Below are 15,159 nucleotides of genomic sequence, written 5' to 3'. Positions count from 1 at the left end.
CGATCCGATGACCGATCAGCACAAGCGCGACCGCCCCTGGCTGATGCGCACCTACGCCGGGCACTCCACCGCGAGCGACTCCAACGCGCTCTACCGGCGGAACCTGGCGAAGGGCCAGACGGGCCTCTCCGTCGCCTTCGACCTGCCGACCCAGACCGGCTACGACTCCGACCACCTCCTCGCCCGCGGCGAGGTGGGCCGGGTCGGCGTCCCGGTCGGCCACGTCGGCGATATGCGCACCCTGTTCGACGGCATCCCGCTCGAACAGACCAACACCTCCATGACGATCAACGCCACCGCGATGTGGCTGCTGGCGCTCTACCAGGTGGTCGCCGAGGAGCAGGGCGCCGACATCGCCAAGCTCACCGGCACCACCCAGAACGACATCGTCAAGGAGTACCTCTCGCGCGGGACGCACGTCTTCCCGCCCGGCCCCTCGGTGCGCCTGATCACCGACATGATCGCCTACACCGTCGGCCGCATCCCCAAGTGGAACCCGATCAACATCTGCAGCTACCACCTGCAGGAGGCCGGGGCCACGCCCGTCCAGGAGATCGCCTACGCGATGTGCACCGCCATCTCGGTGCTCGACGCCGTCCGCGACTCCGGCCAGGTGCCGGCCGAGCGGATGGGCGAGGTGGTCGCCCGGATCTCCTTCTTCGTCAACGCCGGCGTGCGCTTCGTCGAGGAGATGTGCAAGATGCGCGCCTTCGCCCAGCTGTGGGAGAAGGTCACGCTGGAGCGCTACGGCGTCCAGGACCCGAAGCAGCGCCGCTTCCGCTACGGCGTCCAGGTCAACTCGCTCGGCCTGACCGAGGCCCAGCCGGAGAACAACGTCCAGCGGATCGTCCTGGAGATGCTGGCCGTCACCCTCTCCAAGGACGCCCGCGCCCGCGCCGTCCAACTGCCGGCCTGGAACGAGGCGCTGGGCCTGCCCCGGCCCTGGGACCAGCAGTGGTCGCTGCGGATCCAGCAGGTGCTGGCCTACGAGTCGGACCTGCTGGAGTACGGCGACCTCTTCAACGGCTCCGAGGTGGTCGAGGCCAAGACCGCCGACCTGCTGGCCGGCGCCGAGGCGGAGATCGCCAAGGTGCTGGCCATGGGCGGGGTGATTCCGGCCGTGGAGTCCGGCTACCTGAAGTCCAACCTGGTCTCCTCGCACGCCGCCCGGCGGGCCCGGATCGAGTCCGGCGAGGACAGGATCGTCGGCGTCAACTGCTTCGACACCACCGAGGAGAGCCCGCTCACGGCCGACCTCGACACCGCCATCATGGTCGTCGACCCGGCCTCCGAGCAGTCCGTGCTCGCCGCCCTGGAGGCCTGGCGCGGACAGCGCGACGAGGCCGCCGTCCAGACCGCGCTGGCCGAGCTCAAGGCCACCGCGACCACCGACGCCAACCTGGTGCCGGCCACGCTCGCCTGCGCCCGGGCCGGCGTCACCACCGGCGAGTGGGCCTTCGCCCTGCGCGAGGTCTTCGGCGAGTACCGCGCGCCCACCGGCGTCGGCGGCGCCCCGGTCGCGGTGTCCGCCGAACCCGGCGGGGAACTGGCCGCGGTGCGCGCCGCCGTCGCCGCCACCGCCGAGGAGCTGGGCTCCGGCAAGCTGCGCCTGCTGGTCGGCAAGCCCGGCCTGGACGGGCACTCCAACGGCGCCGAGCAGATCGCCGTCCGGGCCCGCGACGCCGGGTTCGAGGTGGTCTACCAGGGCATCCGGCTGACCCCCGAGCAGATCGTCTCCGCCGCCGTCGCGGAGGACGTGCACTGCGTGGGCCTGTCGATCCTCTCCGGCGCCCACTGCGAGCTGGTGCCCGACGTCCTGCGCCGGCTGCGCCGGGCCGGGGTGCAGGATGTCCCGGTGATCGTGGGTGGCATCATCCCGGCAGCGGACGGCGAGGCCCTCAAGGCCGCCGGCGTCGCCGCCGTGTTCACCCCGAAGGACTTCGGCATCACCACCATCATCGGCCGGATCGTGGACGAGATCCGGCTCGCCAACAAGCTCCAGCCCTGGACGCCCGCACCCGCGCCCACCAGCTGACCACTGGGAAGGAACCGACCCACCCTCATGTCTGCCCACCCGTCGCCCGCCGCCACCTTCAACCGACTGCGCCCGCGCCGCTCCTGCCTCGCCGTGCCCGGCAGCAACCCGCGCTTCCTGGAGAAGGCCCAGGGCCTCCCCGCCGACCAGGTCTTCCTCGACCTGGAGGACGCCTGCGCCCCCCTGGCCAAGGAGAGCGCCCGCCACCACATCGTCGACGCGCTCAACAACGGCGACTGGGGCGGCAAGACCCGCGTCGTCCGGGTCAACGACTGGACCACCCACTGGACCTACCGCGACGTGATCACCGTCGTCGAGGGCGCCGGCCCCAACCTCGACTGCATCATGCTGCCCAAGGTCCAGGACGCCGAACAGGTCAAGGCGCTCGACCTGCTGCTCACCCAGATCGAGAAGACCATGGGCTTCGAGGTCGGCCGGATCGGCATCGAGGCGCAGATCGAGAACGCCAAGGGCCTGGTCAACGTCGACGCCATCGCCGAGGCCTCGCCCCGGCTGGAGACCATCATCTTCGGCCCCGCCGACTTCATGGCCTCCATCAACATGAAGTCCCTGGTGGTCGGCGAGCAGCCGGCCGGCTACCCGGCCGACGCCTACCACTACATCCTGATGCGCATCCTGATGGCCGCCCGCGCCAACGACCTCCAGGCGATCGACGGCCCGTACCTGCAGATCCGCAACCAGGAGGGCTACCGCGAGGTCGCCCGGCGCGCCGCAGCCCTCGGCTTCGACGGCAAGTGGGTGCTCCACCCCGACCAGGTCGGCGCCGCGAACGAGATCTTCTCGCCCTCCCAGGAGGACTACGACCACGCCGAGCTGATCCTCGACGCCTACGACTGGTGCACCTCCGAGGCGGGCGGCGCCAAGGGCTCCGCGATGCTCGGCGACGAGATGATCGACGAGGCCAGCCGCAAGATGGCCCTGGTCATCGCCGGTAAGGGCCGGGCCGCCGGCCTGGAGCGCACCACCAAGTTCGAGATCCCGGAAAGCTGAGGCCCGACGCGATGCAGTTCGGACGCACCTACGAGGAGTTCGAGGTCGGCGCGGTCTACAAGCACTGGCCCGGCAAGACCGTCACCGAGTACGACGACCACCTCTTCTGCCTGCTCACCATGAACCACCACCCGCTCCACCTGGACACCAACTACGCCGAGCGGACGACGGACTTCGGCAGGAACGTGGTGGTGGGCAACTACGTCTACTCGCTGCTGCTGGGCATGTCCGTCCCGGACGTCTCCGGCAAGGCCATCGCCAACCTGGAGATCGAGTCGCTGCGGCACGTCGCGCCGACCTTCCACGGCGACACCCTCTACGGCGAGACCACCGTCCTCGACAAGTGGCCGTCCAAGTCCAAGGACGACCGCGGCATCGTGTACGTCGAGACCAAGGGGTACAAGCAGGACGGCACGGTCGTCTGCATCTTCCGCCGCAAGGTGATGGTGCCGACCGAGACGTACGTCAAGGAGCGCGGCGGCGAGCAGCCCGGCCGCCCGACTCCCCTCTCCTAGGGCCCCGAATCCCCTGAGACCCCGGAGGGGCCGGCCGCCGTCATCGGCCGGCCCCCACCCGGAACGGGGGCCCTGCCGCCGCAGCCACGCCGGCAGGGCCCCCGGCAATCCCCCCCCCCCCGCCCCCTTAAACCTTTCGGAGCCGCACGATGGGACGCCTGGCACAGACCGACGGCCTCACCGAGATCCAGCGGGACATCCTCGCCACCGTGCGGGATTTCGTCGACAAGGAGATCATTCCGGTCGCGACCGAGCTGGAACACCAGGACGAGTACCCGACCGCCATCGTCGAGGGGATGAAGCAGCTCGGCCTCTTCGGCCTCACCATCCCCGAGGAGTACGGCGGCCTCGGCGAGTCGCTGCTCACCTACGCCCTGGTGGTCGAGGAGATCGCCCGCGGCTGGATGAGCGTGTCCGGCATCGTCAACACCCACTTCATCGTGGCGCACATGATCAACGCCCACGGCACCCAGGAGCAGAAGGACCACTTCCTGCCGAGGATGGCCGCCGGGGAAATCCGCGGCGCGTTCTCGATGTCCGAGCCCGGCCTCGGCTCCGACGTTTCGGCCATCTCCACCAAGGGCGTCAAGGACGGGGAGTCCTACGTCCTCAACGGCCAGAAGATGTGGCTCACCAACGGCGGCACCTCCACCCTCGTCGCGGTCCTGTGCAAGACCGACGAGGGCGGCAGCACCCCGTACAAGAACATGACCACCTTCCTGATCGAGAAGACCCCCGGATTCGGCCCGAACCCGACCGTCCCCGGCCTCACCGTGCCCGGGAAGATCGAGAAGATGGGCTACAAGGGCGTCGACACCACCGAACTGGTCCTCCAGGACGTCCGGATCCCGGCCGACCGCGTCCTCGGCGGCGTCCCCGGGCGCGGCTTCTACCAGATGATGGACGGCGTCGAGGTCGGCCGCGTCAACGTCGCCGCCCGCGGCTGCGGCGTCGCCCGCCGCGCCTTCGAACTCGGCATCTCCTACGCCCAGCAGCGCTCCACCTTCGGCAAGAAGATCGCCGAGCACCAGGCCATCCAGTTCAAGCTCGCCGAGATGGCCACCAAGGTCGAGGCCGCCCACCAGATGATGGTCATGGCCGCCCGCAAGAAGGACGGCGGCGAGCGCAACGACCTCGAGGCCGGCATGGCCAAGTACCTCGCCTCCGAGTACTGCAAGGAGGTCGTCGAGGACGCGTTCCGCATCCACGGCGGCTACGGCTTCTCCAAGGAGTACGAGATCGAGCGGCTCTACCGCGAGGCCCCGATGCTGCTCATCGGTGAAGGAACTGCGGAGATCCAGAAGATGATCGTCGGACGCCGACTCCTGGAGGAGTACCGGATCGCGGAGTGAGCACCGGGTCACCCCGGCTCGACGAGCGGCCCCCGGGGCGCTCCGGGCCGGCTGGACGACCCCTTCCGAACCGCCGGTCGACGGGCGTGCGGGCCCGTCCCGGCCACCCGCCGTGCCATCACGGCCCCGGCCTGGTCCGCCGGGGTCCGGCACGGCCCTCCGGAAGCGGCCGCAGGGCGTACAGCTGCGGCGACACGCCCCGCGGCCGCTTCCGCACACCCTCGACGGGCCGTGTCCCGCACCCCCGGCGACCGCGAACGGCCCGTTCCGCCCACCGGGTTCCGCCGACAGGCCTGTTGAGACAAGTGTCACCAGCCCCGTCCGGTCCCTTGGGAACCGGACCGGGGCGAGCTACGGTCGTAGAGGTGGGACGCGCACACGCGCTTCCACCGGACACGTGAACGAGCAGGCGGGTTGCCCACCCACCGTGTGCTCCCGATAGCATCCACCGGGACAGCAAGCCGTCCCTCTATTACCCGATCCCGCGGTGGCCCCCGTCCAGCGGCCATGATCCCCCGCGACAAAGGTCTTCGATGCCCATCAGCCCGTCCCCTCACACCTCCGTCACGGACCGCGATGCCCTCGCAGCCACGACGGCCGGTCGGCGACCCCGCGTGACCATCGCGCGCGGAGCCACCCCCTGGTTCGTCCCCACCCTCGCCACGGCCGCCGTGACCACCGCCCTCACCCGGCGCAGCGGCAAGTGGGCCCTGGCAGCGGTACCCGCCTGTGCGCTCGGCGCGGGCATGCTGTGGTTCTTTCGCGACCCCGAGCGTGAGATCGGCGCGGGCAGAGTGATCTCCCCCGCCGACGGCGTGGTGCAGAGCATCGACGCCTGGCCGGACGGCCGCACCCGGGTCGCGATCTTCATGAGCCCGCTCAACGTCCACGTCAACCGCGCGCCCCTGCCCGGCACGGTGACGTCGGTCGAGCACGTCGCGGGCGGCTTCGTCCCCGCGTTCAACAAGGACAGCGACCAGAACGAGCGGGTCGTCTGGCACTTCGACACCGAGCTCGGCGACATCGAGATGGTGCAGATCGCGGGGGCCGTGGCCCGTCGCATCGTGCCGTACGTCGCCGCCGGTACCAAGGTCGAGCAGGGCGACCGGATCGGTCTGATCCGGTTCGGCTCCCGGGTCGACACCTACCTGCCGGCCGGCGTCGAGGTCGGCGTCGAGGTCGGCCAGAAGACCACAGCCGGGGTGACGCGCCTTGACCGTGACTGATCCTGAGACAATCGTCGGCCTGGACGACGAGGAGACGGCCCTGCGCCGTCGCCGCTGGGCCCGCGACCGCGAGCTGCGCGCCCCGCGCTCTCCCCAGCACCTGTCCACCGCCGACTTCCTGACCCTGGGGAACGCCGTCTGCGGCTTCCTGGCGATCTACTCGATCACCACCGGGGTCCTGGTCCCGCACATCACCAACCCGGACGCCGCACCCGACCGGCACAGCGCCGCCACCGCGGTCACGCTGCTGCTCATCGGCTCCATGTGCGACCTCTTCGACGGGCTGGTGGCGCGCAAGCTCCGCTCCTCCGCCCTCGGAGCGGAACTGGACAACCTGGCCGACCTGATCAGCTTCGGCATCGCGCCGGCCTACTTCGTCGCCGTCTGGGGCATGGTCTCGCAGGGCTCCAACAGCAAGCTCTCGGCGCTCATCGCGATCACCGTCCTGCTCGCGGTCGTCCTGCGGCTCGCCCGCTTCTCCGCCGTCAAGATGCGGCCCGGGGTGTTCCAGGGCATGCCCTGCCCGATGGGCGCGATGACGGTCATCGCCATCGTGCTGCTCGACCCGCCGTTCCTGCCCGGTCTGCTCGCCATCTTCGGCGCCGCGTACCTCATGGTCAGCCGGATCGAGTACCCCAAGCCCCAGGGGCTGCTGGCCACCGCCACGCTGTGCTGGATCGTCGTCTCGATCGGCTGCCTCGCGGCCTGGGCGACCGGCCTGCCCGGCGGCGACGCCCTGATGCACGTCGGCGCCTTCGCCCAGATCACGCTCGCCGCGATGGCCCCGCTGCTGGTCATCCGGCGCAAGGTCGGACAGAAGGTCGGCGACGTCCGCGCCAGGCGGGCGGAGTCCCGCCTCGGCTGAGTCGTTCCCGTACGCGAGAGGGGCCCGGATCCAGTCGGATCCGGGCCCCTCTTCGTCGTGCCCGCTCTTCTCCTCGTCGCGCTCGTTCTTCGACGGGCGCTGCTACGCGCCGCCGGTGTGCACGCTGAACGCCGAGCGGCGGGCCGCCCGCGCCACGCCCGGATCCGGGTGCACGCCCGAGACCGCCGTCAGCACCGAGGCCGCCCGCGGGTGCCCCGACTGCCGGGCCCGGGCGAACAACCGCACCGGATCGCCCGCCGCGGCGCCCTCGACGTGGCCCACCAGCAGCTCCGTCTCGCCGTGGTCCAGCACCGCCGCAGCCGTGTCCACCCACAGCCAGGCCGCGTCCTCCGCCCCCAGCACGTCCGCCGGCGAAACGCCCTCGTCCGAGCGTTCCGCCAGCCACAACAGCGCGTACGGGCGCAGCACCGGCTCGTCCACCGATGCCCGCACCGCCTGCTCGGCCGGGCCGCCGGCCACCCGCAGCGCCTCGAAGGCCAGCCCGCGCACCAGCGCGTCGTCCCCCTGCGCCGCGTCCAGCAGCTCCGCCACCGCCCGATCGGCCGGACGGGCCGCCACCCAGGCGCGGAACTCGGCCCGCGCCGGGCCCGGCGAGTAGTCCGCGCAGGCGTTCAGCAGCTCGAAGGCGCTCTGCTCGATGTGCCCGGCCGCGGTCTGCGCGACCGTGCAGATCTCCTCCAGCTTCGCCCGCACCGCCCAGTGGCCCAGCGGCGACAGCTCGGCGGCCTCGTCCCTGCGGACCACGGCCCCGACGGCCGCCAGGCCGTCCAGCATCCAGTCCAGGACCGCGGCCACGTCCGCCGGCGACGGCGGGGTGTCGATCTGCGGCTCCCGGCACGTGCCGCGGACCGCCGAGACCGCCGAGGCGGCGTGCGGCACGGGCGACAGGCCCGAACCGTCCGTGCCACCCACCCGGCGCTCGTCCAGCCCCCGGCGCAGCAGCTCCAGCAGTTCGCCGTCCGACACCGGACCGGCCACCAGGTGCAGGAACGACAGCAGCTGCGGCGCCTGGTCCACCGCCTGGCCGGCCAGCACCGCGAACACGCCCCGCAGGGCGGCGGGCGGCACCGGGGCGAGCAGCGTCCAGGCGTCGAACAGCGCCGACCAGCCGCGGACGACCGCCTCGTCGTCGTGCTCCCAGGCGTGCAGGCGCCAACCCGGGACCGCACCGCCGTCCCTGGCCTCCACCAGGCCGACCAGCAGCGCCTGCCCCCACGCCTTGGCGGCGGCGCCGACCGTCATGGCCAGCGCCCGACCCGCCGCACGGGCGTCATCGGGCAGCAGCTCGCCCCGCTTGTCGACCTCTTCCAGGTCCCCCGCCCAGCGGGCGATCCGGACGGCGTCCACCAGCATCCGGCGGGCCAGCGGCGCCAGCTCGGCCGGCGCGGGGAAGCCCTCCGGTACGGGAACCCTCCCCCGACCGGGCGCCGCAGCGGGCCCTCGTCGGCGGGGTACCCCGGCCCCGCCCGGCTTGCCGGCGGCGGGCCGGTGGGCCGTACCGGGGAGACGGGTCACCGTCGCACCAGTACCGATCGTCGGAGGGAGCGGGGCATCACGGTCGCGCGGATTCCGAGACGTCACGTCGAGCAGTCTTCCCCTTGTACCGGCCTTCTGTCACATCCGGTTGGCTGTACGGACGGGCGGCCGTCGACGGCACCTCCCCAAGATCGGGCAACAATCGGGCAACAGAGGCAAACCGCCTGGCCGGAAACAGGTGGCGGGGTCATGCCATCACGGCTCAACCCTTGCGGCGACGGTCGCGCTACCCGCCCGACCGGTCACACTCCGTGGCCGACAGGTGAGGTCCGGGTTCCGTACGGAGGCCCCGCGGGTGTGACTTCTCGCGCGGGGGGGCTGGGTTCAGAGAAGGGGGGTGAGCCAGCGGCGGAGGAGTTCGGTGTAGTGGGTGGGGGCGGAGTTCCAGAGGGTGGCGTGGTCGGCGCCCGGGAAAGGCCGGAGGCTGACCACGCCGGGGCGGGCGGCGGCGAGGCGCTCGGCGGCGCGGAAGGGGGCGACCTGGTCGTCGGGGCTGTGCAGGAGGAGGGTGGGGACGCGCAGGTCGGCGCCCTCGGCGATGCGGCCGAAGTCGGCGAGGTCGACGCCGGTGCGGCCCTCGGCGGCGAGGGCGCCGAGCTCGGCGGCGGCGCCGGTGTAGCCGGCCCGGGCGGCGCCGCGGCGGGCGGTGGCGGGCAGGTCGAGGACCGGCGAGTCCAGGACGAGGCCGCTGATGGCATGGGCCCAGGCGGAGCGGGAGGCCGTCTGGAGGGCCATGGTGGCGCCGAGGGACCAGCCGTACAGGATGACCCGGCCGGCGCCGCTGTCGAGGGCGAGCCGTACCGCCGACTCGACGTCGCGCCACTCGGTCTCGCCGAAGTGGCCGAGCCCGTCCGGCGAGGCCGGGGCGCCCTGGTCGCCGCGGTAGGTGACGGCGAGGGCGGGCAGGGCGAGGCGGTCGAGGACGGGGAGGACCGGGAGGGTCTGCTGCCGGTCGGCGCCGGGGCCGTGGACGAGGATCACCCAGGTGCCTCGTTTGCCGTCGAGGCGCCAGGCGGGGAGGGCGCCGAGTTCGCCGTCGGCGGCGGTGTCGGTGAAGGGGAGGCCGAGCGCCTCGGTGGGGTCGCCGAGGTGGACGCGGGGGGTGAAGCGGACCTCGGTGCCGGGGGTGAGGGTGCCCCGGTCCGCGCGGACGAGGCGGCGGGTGACGCCGTTCTCGTCGCTGTGCAGGACCTCCTCGACGACGGCGTGGCCGTGGTCGTCCCATTCCACGGCCCAGTGGCCGGGGCGAAGGCTCTCGGGGCGGCGGTTGAAGGTGATCCGGCCCGCGGCGAGGCTCCGCACCAGGACGGGGCCGGACTCCCGGGCGGCGCTCGCCGGGTGGACCAGCCGTTCGGAGGCCCGGCGGCCGATCACCAGGACGGCGGCCCCGGCGGCCCCGGCGCCGACGACGGCGGCCGCCACGACGGCCGCGGTTCCCCAACGCATATCGCTCCCCGCTCTGCTGGTCTTGGACCGGACGGTGTCCGGGCGGTGTCCGGGCACCAGTTCACCGGGGGGCCGCGCGGGCGGCCACCGGGCTGGGCCGTCCGGGGCACAGCGGGGCCTCGGGCTGGGCGGGCGTCAGGCAGGGCGGGGCGGGCGGATCGGAGGTGGCGACGGGGCTCCGAGGTGTGACCAACCCCTCCGTGACCTCGGTTGACTCCCGGTTCGGCCGCGTGATGGGATCCTGGGGCCAAACGGAGGCATGCAGAGGAAGCCGGTGCGAGTCCGGCGCGGTCCCGCCACTGTCACCGGGGAGCACGCTCGGAACATTGCCACGGCGGACCGTCAGAAGCCGCTGGAAGGCCCGGGGGTGTGTCCGACCCGGAAGCCAGGAGACTCTCGCCCCCGGTACGTCGATCCAGGGCGCGGACCCTGAGTGAGGACACGCACGCGATGCAGGCTGCCCCGCCCCGCCGGACCCCACGCGGCCTTCCGCCGAACCCGCCGTGCGCCCGCTGACCCGCGCCGCCGCGTTCGCGCTCGGCGCCGCCGCGGGCTTCGCCGCGGACGCCCGCTTCGCCGACCCCCGGCGCGGCCACCCGGTGGCCGTCTTCGGCGGTGCGGCGACCCGGCTGGAGCGGCGGGTGTGGCAGGACGACCGGGTGGCCGGCGCCGGGTACACGGCGCTGTGCGTCGGCGCGGTCGCGGCCGGCGCGGTGGCCCTGGACCGTACGGTGGGCCGGCGTCCGCTGGGCCGGGCCGCGCTGGCGGCCGCCGCGACCTGGACGGTGCTGGGCGGCACCTCGCTGACCCGGGAGGCGCGCACCATCGGCCGGTCGCTGGCCACGGGCGACCTGGCGGCCGCGCGGGAGCGGCTGCCGCACCTGTGCGGGCGGGACCCGAGCGCGCTGGACGGGCCTCAGATCGCCCGCGCGGTGGTCGAGTCGGTGGCCGAGAACACGGCGGACGCCGTGGTGAACGCGCTGGTCTGGGGCACGCTGGCGGGCACCCCGGGGCTGCTGGCGTTCCGCGCGGTGAACACGCTGGACGCGATGGTCGGCCACCGCTCGCCGCGGTACGCCCGGTTCGGCTGGGCCTCGGCCCGGCTGGACGACGTGGCGGGCTGGCCGGGCGCCCGGCTGACGGCTCTGCTCACGGTGGCCGCCGCGCCGCAGCCGAAAACGGCCTGGCGGGTCTGGCGGCGGGACGGTTCGGCGCACCCGAGCCCGAACGCGGGCCAGGCGGAGGCGGCCTTCGCGGGCGCGGTGGGCGTCCGGCTGGGCGGGACCCTCCAGTACGGGGAGCGGGTGGAACACCGGCCGGTGCTGGGCGCGGAGTTGCGGCCGGTGACGGCGGACGACATCGAGCGGGCCTGCGTGCTCTCCCGGCGGGTGGGCGCGCTGGCCCTGGGTACGACGGTCGCGGGGCACGTCGCGCTGCGCTTGCTGACGACACGGTGGAGGGGAAGGGCATGAGCAACGCACTGCTGGTCGCGGGGACGACCTCGGACGCGGGCAAGAGTGTGGTGACCGCGGGCATCTGCCGCTGGCTGGCCCGGCAGGGGGTGCGGGTCGCGCCGTTCAAGGCGCAGAACATGTCGCTGAACTCCTTCGTCACCGCCGACGGCGCCGAGATCGGCCGGGCGCAGGCGATGCAGGCGCAGGCGGCCCGGGTGGAGCCGGAGGCGGCGATGAACCCGGTGCTGCTGAAGCCGGGGGCGGACGGCCGCAGCCAGGTGGTGCTGCTGGGCCGGCCGGTCGCCGAGGTGGGCGCGCTGGACTACCGCGAACGCAAGCCCGTCCTGCTGGAACGGTCGCTGGAGTGCCTGGCGGATATGCGCCGCCGCTACGAGGTGGTGGTCTGCGAGGGCGCCGGTTCGCCCGCCGAGATCAACCTGCGGGACCGGGACATCGCCAACATGGGCCTGGCGACGGCCGCCGGGCTGCCGGTGGTGGTGGTCGGGGACATCGACCGCGGCGGCGTCTTCGCGGCGATGTACGGGACGCTGGCACTGCTGTCGGCGGAGGACCAGCGGCACGTGGCGGGCTGGTTCGTCAACAAGTTCCGCGGCGACGCGCGGCTCCTGGCGCCCGGCCTGGACATGCTGCACGGGCTGACCGGCCGTCCGGTGCTGGGCACCCTGCCGATGCTGCCGGGCCTGTGGCTGGACGCCGAGGACTCGCTGGACCTGTCCACGGTGGTGGACCGGGTGGACGGCCGCGGCCCGCTCGGGGCGGACGTGCTGCGGGTGGCCGTGGTGCGCTTCCCCCGGCTGTCGAACTTCACCGACCTGGACGCGCTGGCGCAGGAGCCCGGTGTGCTGGTGCGCTGGGTGACCCGGCCGGAGGAACTGGCCGACGCCGACCTGGTGGTGCTGCCCGGCACCCGGGCCACCGTGGCCGACCTGGCCTGGCTGCGCGAACGCGGCCTGGAGCCGGCGCTGAAGGCGCGGGCGGCGGCCGGGCTGCCGGTCCTCGGGGTGTGCGGCGGCTACCAGATGCTGGCGCGCGGGATCGAGGACGAGGTGGAGTCCGGGGCCGGCTCGGTCGAGGGCCTGGGCCTGCTGCCGACGCACGTGCGGTTCGGCGCCGAGAAGGTGCTGGCGCGGCCGGCCGGCACGGCGTACGGGCAGCGGGTCGAGGGGTACGAGATCCACCACGGAGTGGTGGCCGTGGAGGGGGGCGAGCCGTTCTTCTCCGATGACGACGGGCACGGCCTGGACGGCTGCCGGGTCGGCCCGGTGTGGGGCACCACCTGGCACGGCGCGCTGGAGAACGACGGCTTCCGCCGTGAACTCCTGCGCGAGGTCGCCGCGTTGGCGGGCCGGGCGTTCGTGCCGGCGCCGGACACCTCGTTCGCCGAGGCGCGCGAGGCCCGGCTGGACCGGCTGGGCGACCTGATCGAGGAACACGCGGACACCGACGCGCTGTGGAAGCTGATCGAGGGCGGGGTGCCGGCGGCCGGATCGCTGCCGTTCCTGGCGCCCGGGGCACCTGGGGAGTATGCATGAGTGACGTCCGCTATCCGTTCACCGCGATCGTCGGCATGCCCGACCTGCGGCTCGGACTGCTGCTCAACGCGGTCTCGCCGGCCGTGGGCGGCGTGCTGGTGCGCGGCGAGAAGGGCACCGCGAAGTCGACCATGGTGCGCGCGCTGGCCGGCCTGTTGCCGACCCTCGCGGCCGTCGACGGCTGCCGGTTCGCCTGCGACCCGGCCGCTCCGGACCCGCAGTGCCCGGACGGGCCGCACGACCGCCCTTCGGCGTCCGAACGCCCAGCCCAGCTGGTCGAGTTGCCGGTCGGCGTGGCCGAGGACCGGATCGTCGGCTCGCTCGACCTGGAACGGGCGCTCGCCGAGGGCGTCAAGGCGTACGAGCCGGGGCTGCTCGCCAAGGCGCACCGCGGCGTGCTCTACATCGACGAGGTGAACCTGCTCCAGGACCACGTCGTGGACCTGCTGCTGGACGCCGCCGCGATGGGCCGCTCGTACGTCGAGCGCGAGGGCGTGTCGGTGCGGCACGCCGCCCGCTTCCTGCTGGTCGGCACGATGAACCCGGAGGAGGGCGAGCTCCGGCCGCAGCTGCTCGACCGGTTCGGCCTGACCGTCGAGATCGCCGCCACCCGGGACCCGGCCGAGCGCGCCGAGGTGGTCCGCCGCCGGCTCGGCTACGACGCCGACCCGGCCGGCTTCGCCGCGCGGTTCGCCGCGGACGAGCAGGCGCTCGCCGAACGCATCACCGCCGCGCGGGAGTTGCTGCCCAAGGTGGAGCTGACGGATGTGGCACTGCGTCAGATCACCGCCGTGTGCGCCGCGTTCGAGGTGGACGGGCTGCGCGCCGACATCGTGATGGCCCGCACCGCCGTCGCGCTCGCCGCCTGGGACGGGCGGACCGAGGTGCTGGAGGAGGACGTCCGCAAGGCCGCCCAGCTGGCGCTGCCGCACCGGCGCCGCCGCAACCCCTTCGACGCGCCGGGGCTGGACGAGGAACAGCTCGACCGGACGCTGGAGGAGCACGCGCAGCCGCAGGAGCCCTCGGAGTCGTCGGAGCCATCGGAGCCCGAGGAGTCGTCGGAGCCCGAGGAGCCCGGGGGCTCAGGAGAGGCTGAGGGTGACGGCGAGGGCGACGGCCCCGAGGACGACGGTCCGGGCCCGGACGGCGGCCCCGGCGGCGGCCCGGACGGCGGCGGGGCCCCCGAGCCCGCCTCTGGTCCGGAGGCATCGGCCGCCGAGCCGGACGAGCCGCTCCAGCAGCCCGTGCCGGCCCAACACCCCGCCCCTGCACGGGAGTCGGCGCCGGTCGCGGCCGGCGACCCGTACCGGACCAAGCTGTTCACCGTGCAGGGCACCGGCCACGGCGCCCAGGGCCGCCGCTCCCCCGCCGAGACCACCGGCGGGCACACCGTGCGCGCCCGGCGCCCCCAGGGTGCGCTCAGCCGGCTGCACCTGACCGCCACCCTGCAGGCCGCCGCACCGCACCAGGCGGCACGCGGGCGGGCCGGCCGGGCGCTGGTGCTGCGCAAGGACGACTTCCGCGAACAGGTCCGCCAGGGACGGGAGTCCAACCTGGTGCTGTTCGTCGTCGACGCCTCCGGCTCGATGGCCGCCCGGCAGCGGATGACCGCCGTCAAGGGCGCCGTGCTGTCCCTGCTGATGGACGCCTACCAGCGGCGCGACAAGATCGGCATGATCACCTTCCGGGGCGCGGACGCCGAACTGGCGCTGCCGCCGACGTCGTCCGTGGAGGTCGGCGCGGCCCGGCTGGAGTCGCTGCCCACCGGCGGTCGCACCCCGCTGGCCGCCGGCCTGCTGCGCGCGCACGAGGTGCTGCGGGTGGAGCGGCTGCGCGACCCGAGCCGCCGCCCGCTGCTGGTCGTGGTGACCGACGGCCGGGCCACCGGCGGGCGGGACGCGCTCGCCCGGTCGCAGCGCGCGGCCGGGCTGTTCGCCGCGCAGGGCACCGCCAGCGTGGTGCTGGACTGCGAGTCCGGCCCCGTCCGACTCGGCCTCGCCCGCACCCTGGCCGGGCTGCTCGGCGGCACCGCCGTCAGCCTGGACGAGCTGCGCCCCGAGGGCGTCGCCTCGCTCGTCCGCGAGAACCGGCAGGACAGCCGGCGCGAGAACCGTGCCACCACCATGCGAAAGGCGGCCTGAGCCG

The 15,159-nt window shown here is 73.8% G+C and carries 11 protein-coding genes and 1 riboswitch; of the genes, 9 read left to right on the top strand and 2 right to left on the bottom strand.

The annotated features are described in order from the left end of the window. The first annotated feature begins 7 nt into the window (after positions 1 to 7). The 6 genes from ACIP37_RS16170 to ACIP37_RS16145 all read left to right on the top strand — a co-directional run bounded on the left by ACIP37_RS16170 (position 8) and on the right by ACIP37_RS16145 (position 7,004). Positions 8 to 2,035, top strand: a complete 2,028-nt coding sequence (locus ACIP37_RS16170) for a protein meaA (protein WP_363627918.1) — start codon at positions 8 to 10, stop codon at positions 2,033 to 2,035. A 27-nt stretch (positions 2,036 to 2,062) separates the two neighbouring features. Continuing rightward, a complete protein-coding gene (locus tag ACIP37_RS16165) occupies positions 2,063 to 3,046 on the top strand; it encodes a CoA ester lyase (RefSeq protein WP_363580589.1) in 984 nt (327 codons plus the stop codon). Between the two features lie 11 nt (positions 3,047 to 3,057). Beyond that, entirely contained in the window at positions 3,058 to 3,561 is a 504-nt protein-coding gene (locus ACIP37_RS16160) for a MaoC family dehydratase (RefSeq protein ID WP_363580587.1), read from the top strand. 149 nt (positions 3,562 to 3,710) lie between these two features. Continuing rightward, positions 3,711 to 4,913, top strand: coding sequence for an acyl-CoA dehydrogenase family protein (locus ACIP37_RS16155; protein WP_363580585.1), 1,203 nt, complete (start codon positions 3,711 to 3,713; stop codon positions 4,911 to 4,913). Between the two features lie 533 nt (positions 4,914 to 5,446). Beyond that, on the top strand, positions 5,447 to 6,139 hold the full coding sequence (locus ACIP37_RS16150) for a phosphatidylserine decarboxylase (RefSeq protein ID WP_363580583.1): 693 nt from the start codon (positions 5,447 to 5,449) through the stop codon (positions 6,137 to 6,139). Next, a complete protein-coding gene (locus ACIP37_RS16145) occupies positions 6,126 to 7,004 on the top strand; it encodes a CDP-alcohol phosphatidyltransferase family protein (protein ID WP_030059975.1) in 879 nt (292 codons plus the stop codon). Before ACIP37_RS16150 ends, ACIP37_RS16145 begins: the two co-directional genes overlap by 14 nt. Before the next feature lie 102 nt (positions 7,005 to 7,106). Here the strand turns inward: ACIP37_RS16145 and ACIP37_RS16140 are convergent, their stop codons facing one another. Beyond that, entirely contained in the window at positions 7,107 to 8,540 is a 1,434-nt protein-coding gene (locus ACIP37_RS16140; protein ID WP_363580581.1) for a hypothetical protein, read from the bottom strand. A gap of 345 nt (positions 8,541 to 8,885) precedes the next feature. Continuing rightward, entirely contained in the window at positions 8,886 to 10,007 is a 1,122-nt protein-coding gene (locus tag ACIP37_RS16135) for an alpha/beta hydrolase family protein (protein WP_400807552.1), read from the bottom strand. A gap of 263 nt (positions 10,008 to 10,270) precedes the next feature. Beyond that, positions 10,271 to 10,403: riboswitch (cobalamin riboswitch) on the top strand. A gap of 107 nt (positions 10,404 to 10,510) precedes the next feature. Here ACIP37_RS16135 and ACIP37_RS16130 point away from each other — a divergent pair. Genes ACIP37_RS16130 through ACIP37_RS16120 form a run of 3 tightly spaced genes read left to right on the top strand, consistent with a single transcriptional unit; the run spans position 10,511 to position 15,155 of the window. Then, positions 10,511 to 11,479 (top strand): cobalamin biosynthesis protein, encoded by a 969-nt coding sequence (locus ACIP37_RS16130; protein ID WP_363580577.1) that lies wholly within the window; start codon positions 10,511 to 10,513, stop codon positions 11,477 to 11,479. Continuing rightward, positions 11,476 to 13,014 (top strand): cobyric acid synthase, encoded by a 1,539-nt coding sequence (locus ACIP37_RS16125; protein WP_363627920.1) that lies wholly within the window; start codon positions 11,476 to 11,478, stop codon positions 13,012 to 13,014. Before ACIP37_RS16130 ends, ACIP37_RS16125 begins: the two co-directional genes overlap by 4 nt. Further along, entirely contained in the window at positions 13,011 to 15,155 is a 2,145-nt protein-coding gene (locus ACIP37_RS16120) for a putative cobaltochelatase (protein WP_400844004.1), read from the top strand. Before ACIP37_RS16125 ends, ACIP37_RS16120 begins: the two co-directional genes overlap by 4 nt. Positions 15,156 to 15,159: the final 4 nt, after the last annotated feature.

The organism is Kitasatospora sp. NPDC088861, from assembly GCF_044750105.1.
Classification (GTDB): domain Bacteria; phylum Actinomycetota; class Actinomycetes; order Streptomycetales; family Streptomycetaceae; genus Kitasatospora.
The sequence above is the reverse complement of the archived record's forward strand: the minus strand, read 5'-3'. Positions and strand labels throughout refer to the sequence as shown.

Bases quoted from the DNA above. Each gene is read 5' to 3' on its own strand.
- ACIP37_RS16125 (WP_363627920.1), top strand. From the start codon at position 11,476: ATGAGCAACGCACTGCTGGTCGCGGGGACGACCTCGGACGCGGGCAAG.
- ACIP37_RS16165 (WP_363580589.1), top strand. From the start codon at position 2,063: ATGTCTGCCCACCCGTCGCCCGCCGCCACCTTCAACCGACTGCGCCCG.
- ACIP37_RS16150 (WP_363580583.1), top strand. From the start codon at position 5,447: ATGCCCATCAGCCCGTCCCCTCACACCTCCGTCACGGACCGCGATGCC.
- ACIP37_RS16135 (WP_400807552.1), bottom strand. From the start codon at position 10,007: ATGCGTTGGGGAACCGCGGCCGTCGTGGCGGCCGCCGTCGTCGGCGCC.
- ACIP37_RS16160 (WP_363580587.1), top strand. From the start codon at position 3,058: ATGCAGTTCGGACGCACCTACGAGGAGTTCGAGGTCGGCGCGGTCTAC.
- ACIP37_RS16170 (WP_363627918.1), top strand. From the start codon at position 8: ATGACCGATCAGCACAAGCGCGACCGCCCCTGGCTGATGCGCACCTAC.
- ACIP37_RS16120 (WP_400844004.1), top strand. From the start codon at position 13,011: ATGAGTGACGTCCGCTATCCGTTCACCGCGATCGTCGGCATGCCCGAC.
- ACIP37_RS16155 (WP_363580585.1), top strand. From the start codon at position 3,711: ATGGGACGCCTGGCACAGACCGACGGCCTCACCGAGATCCAGCGGGAC.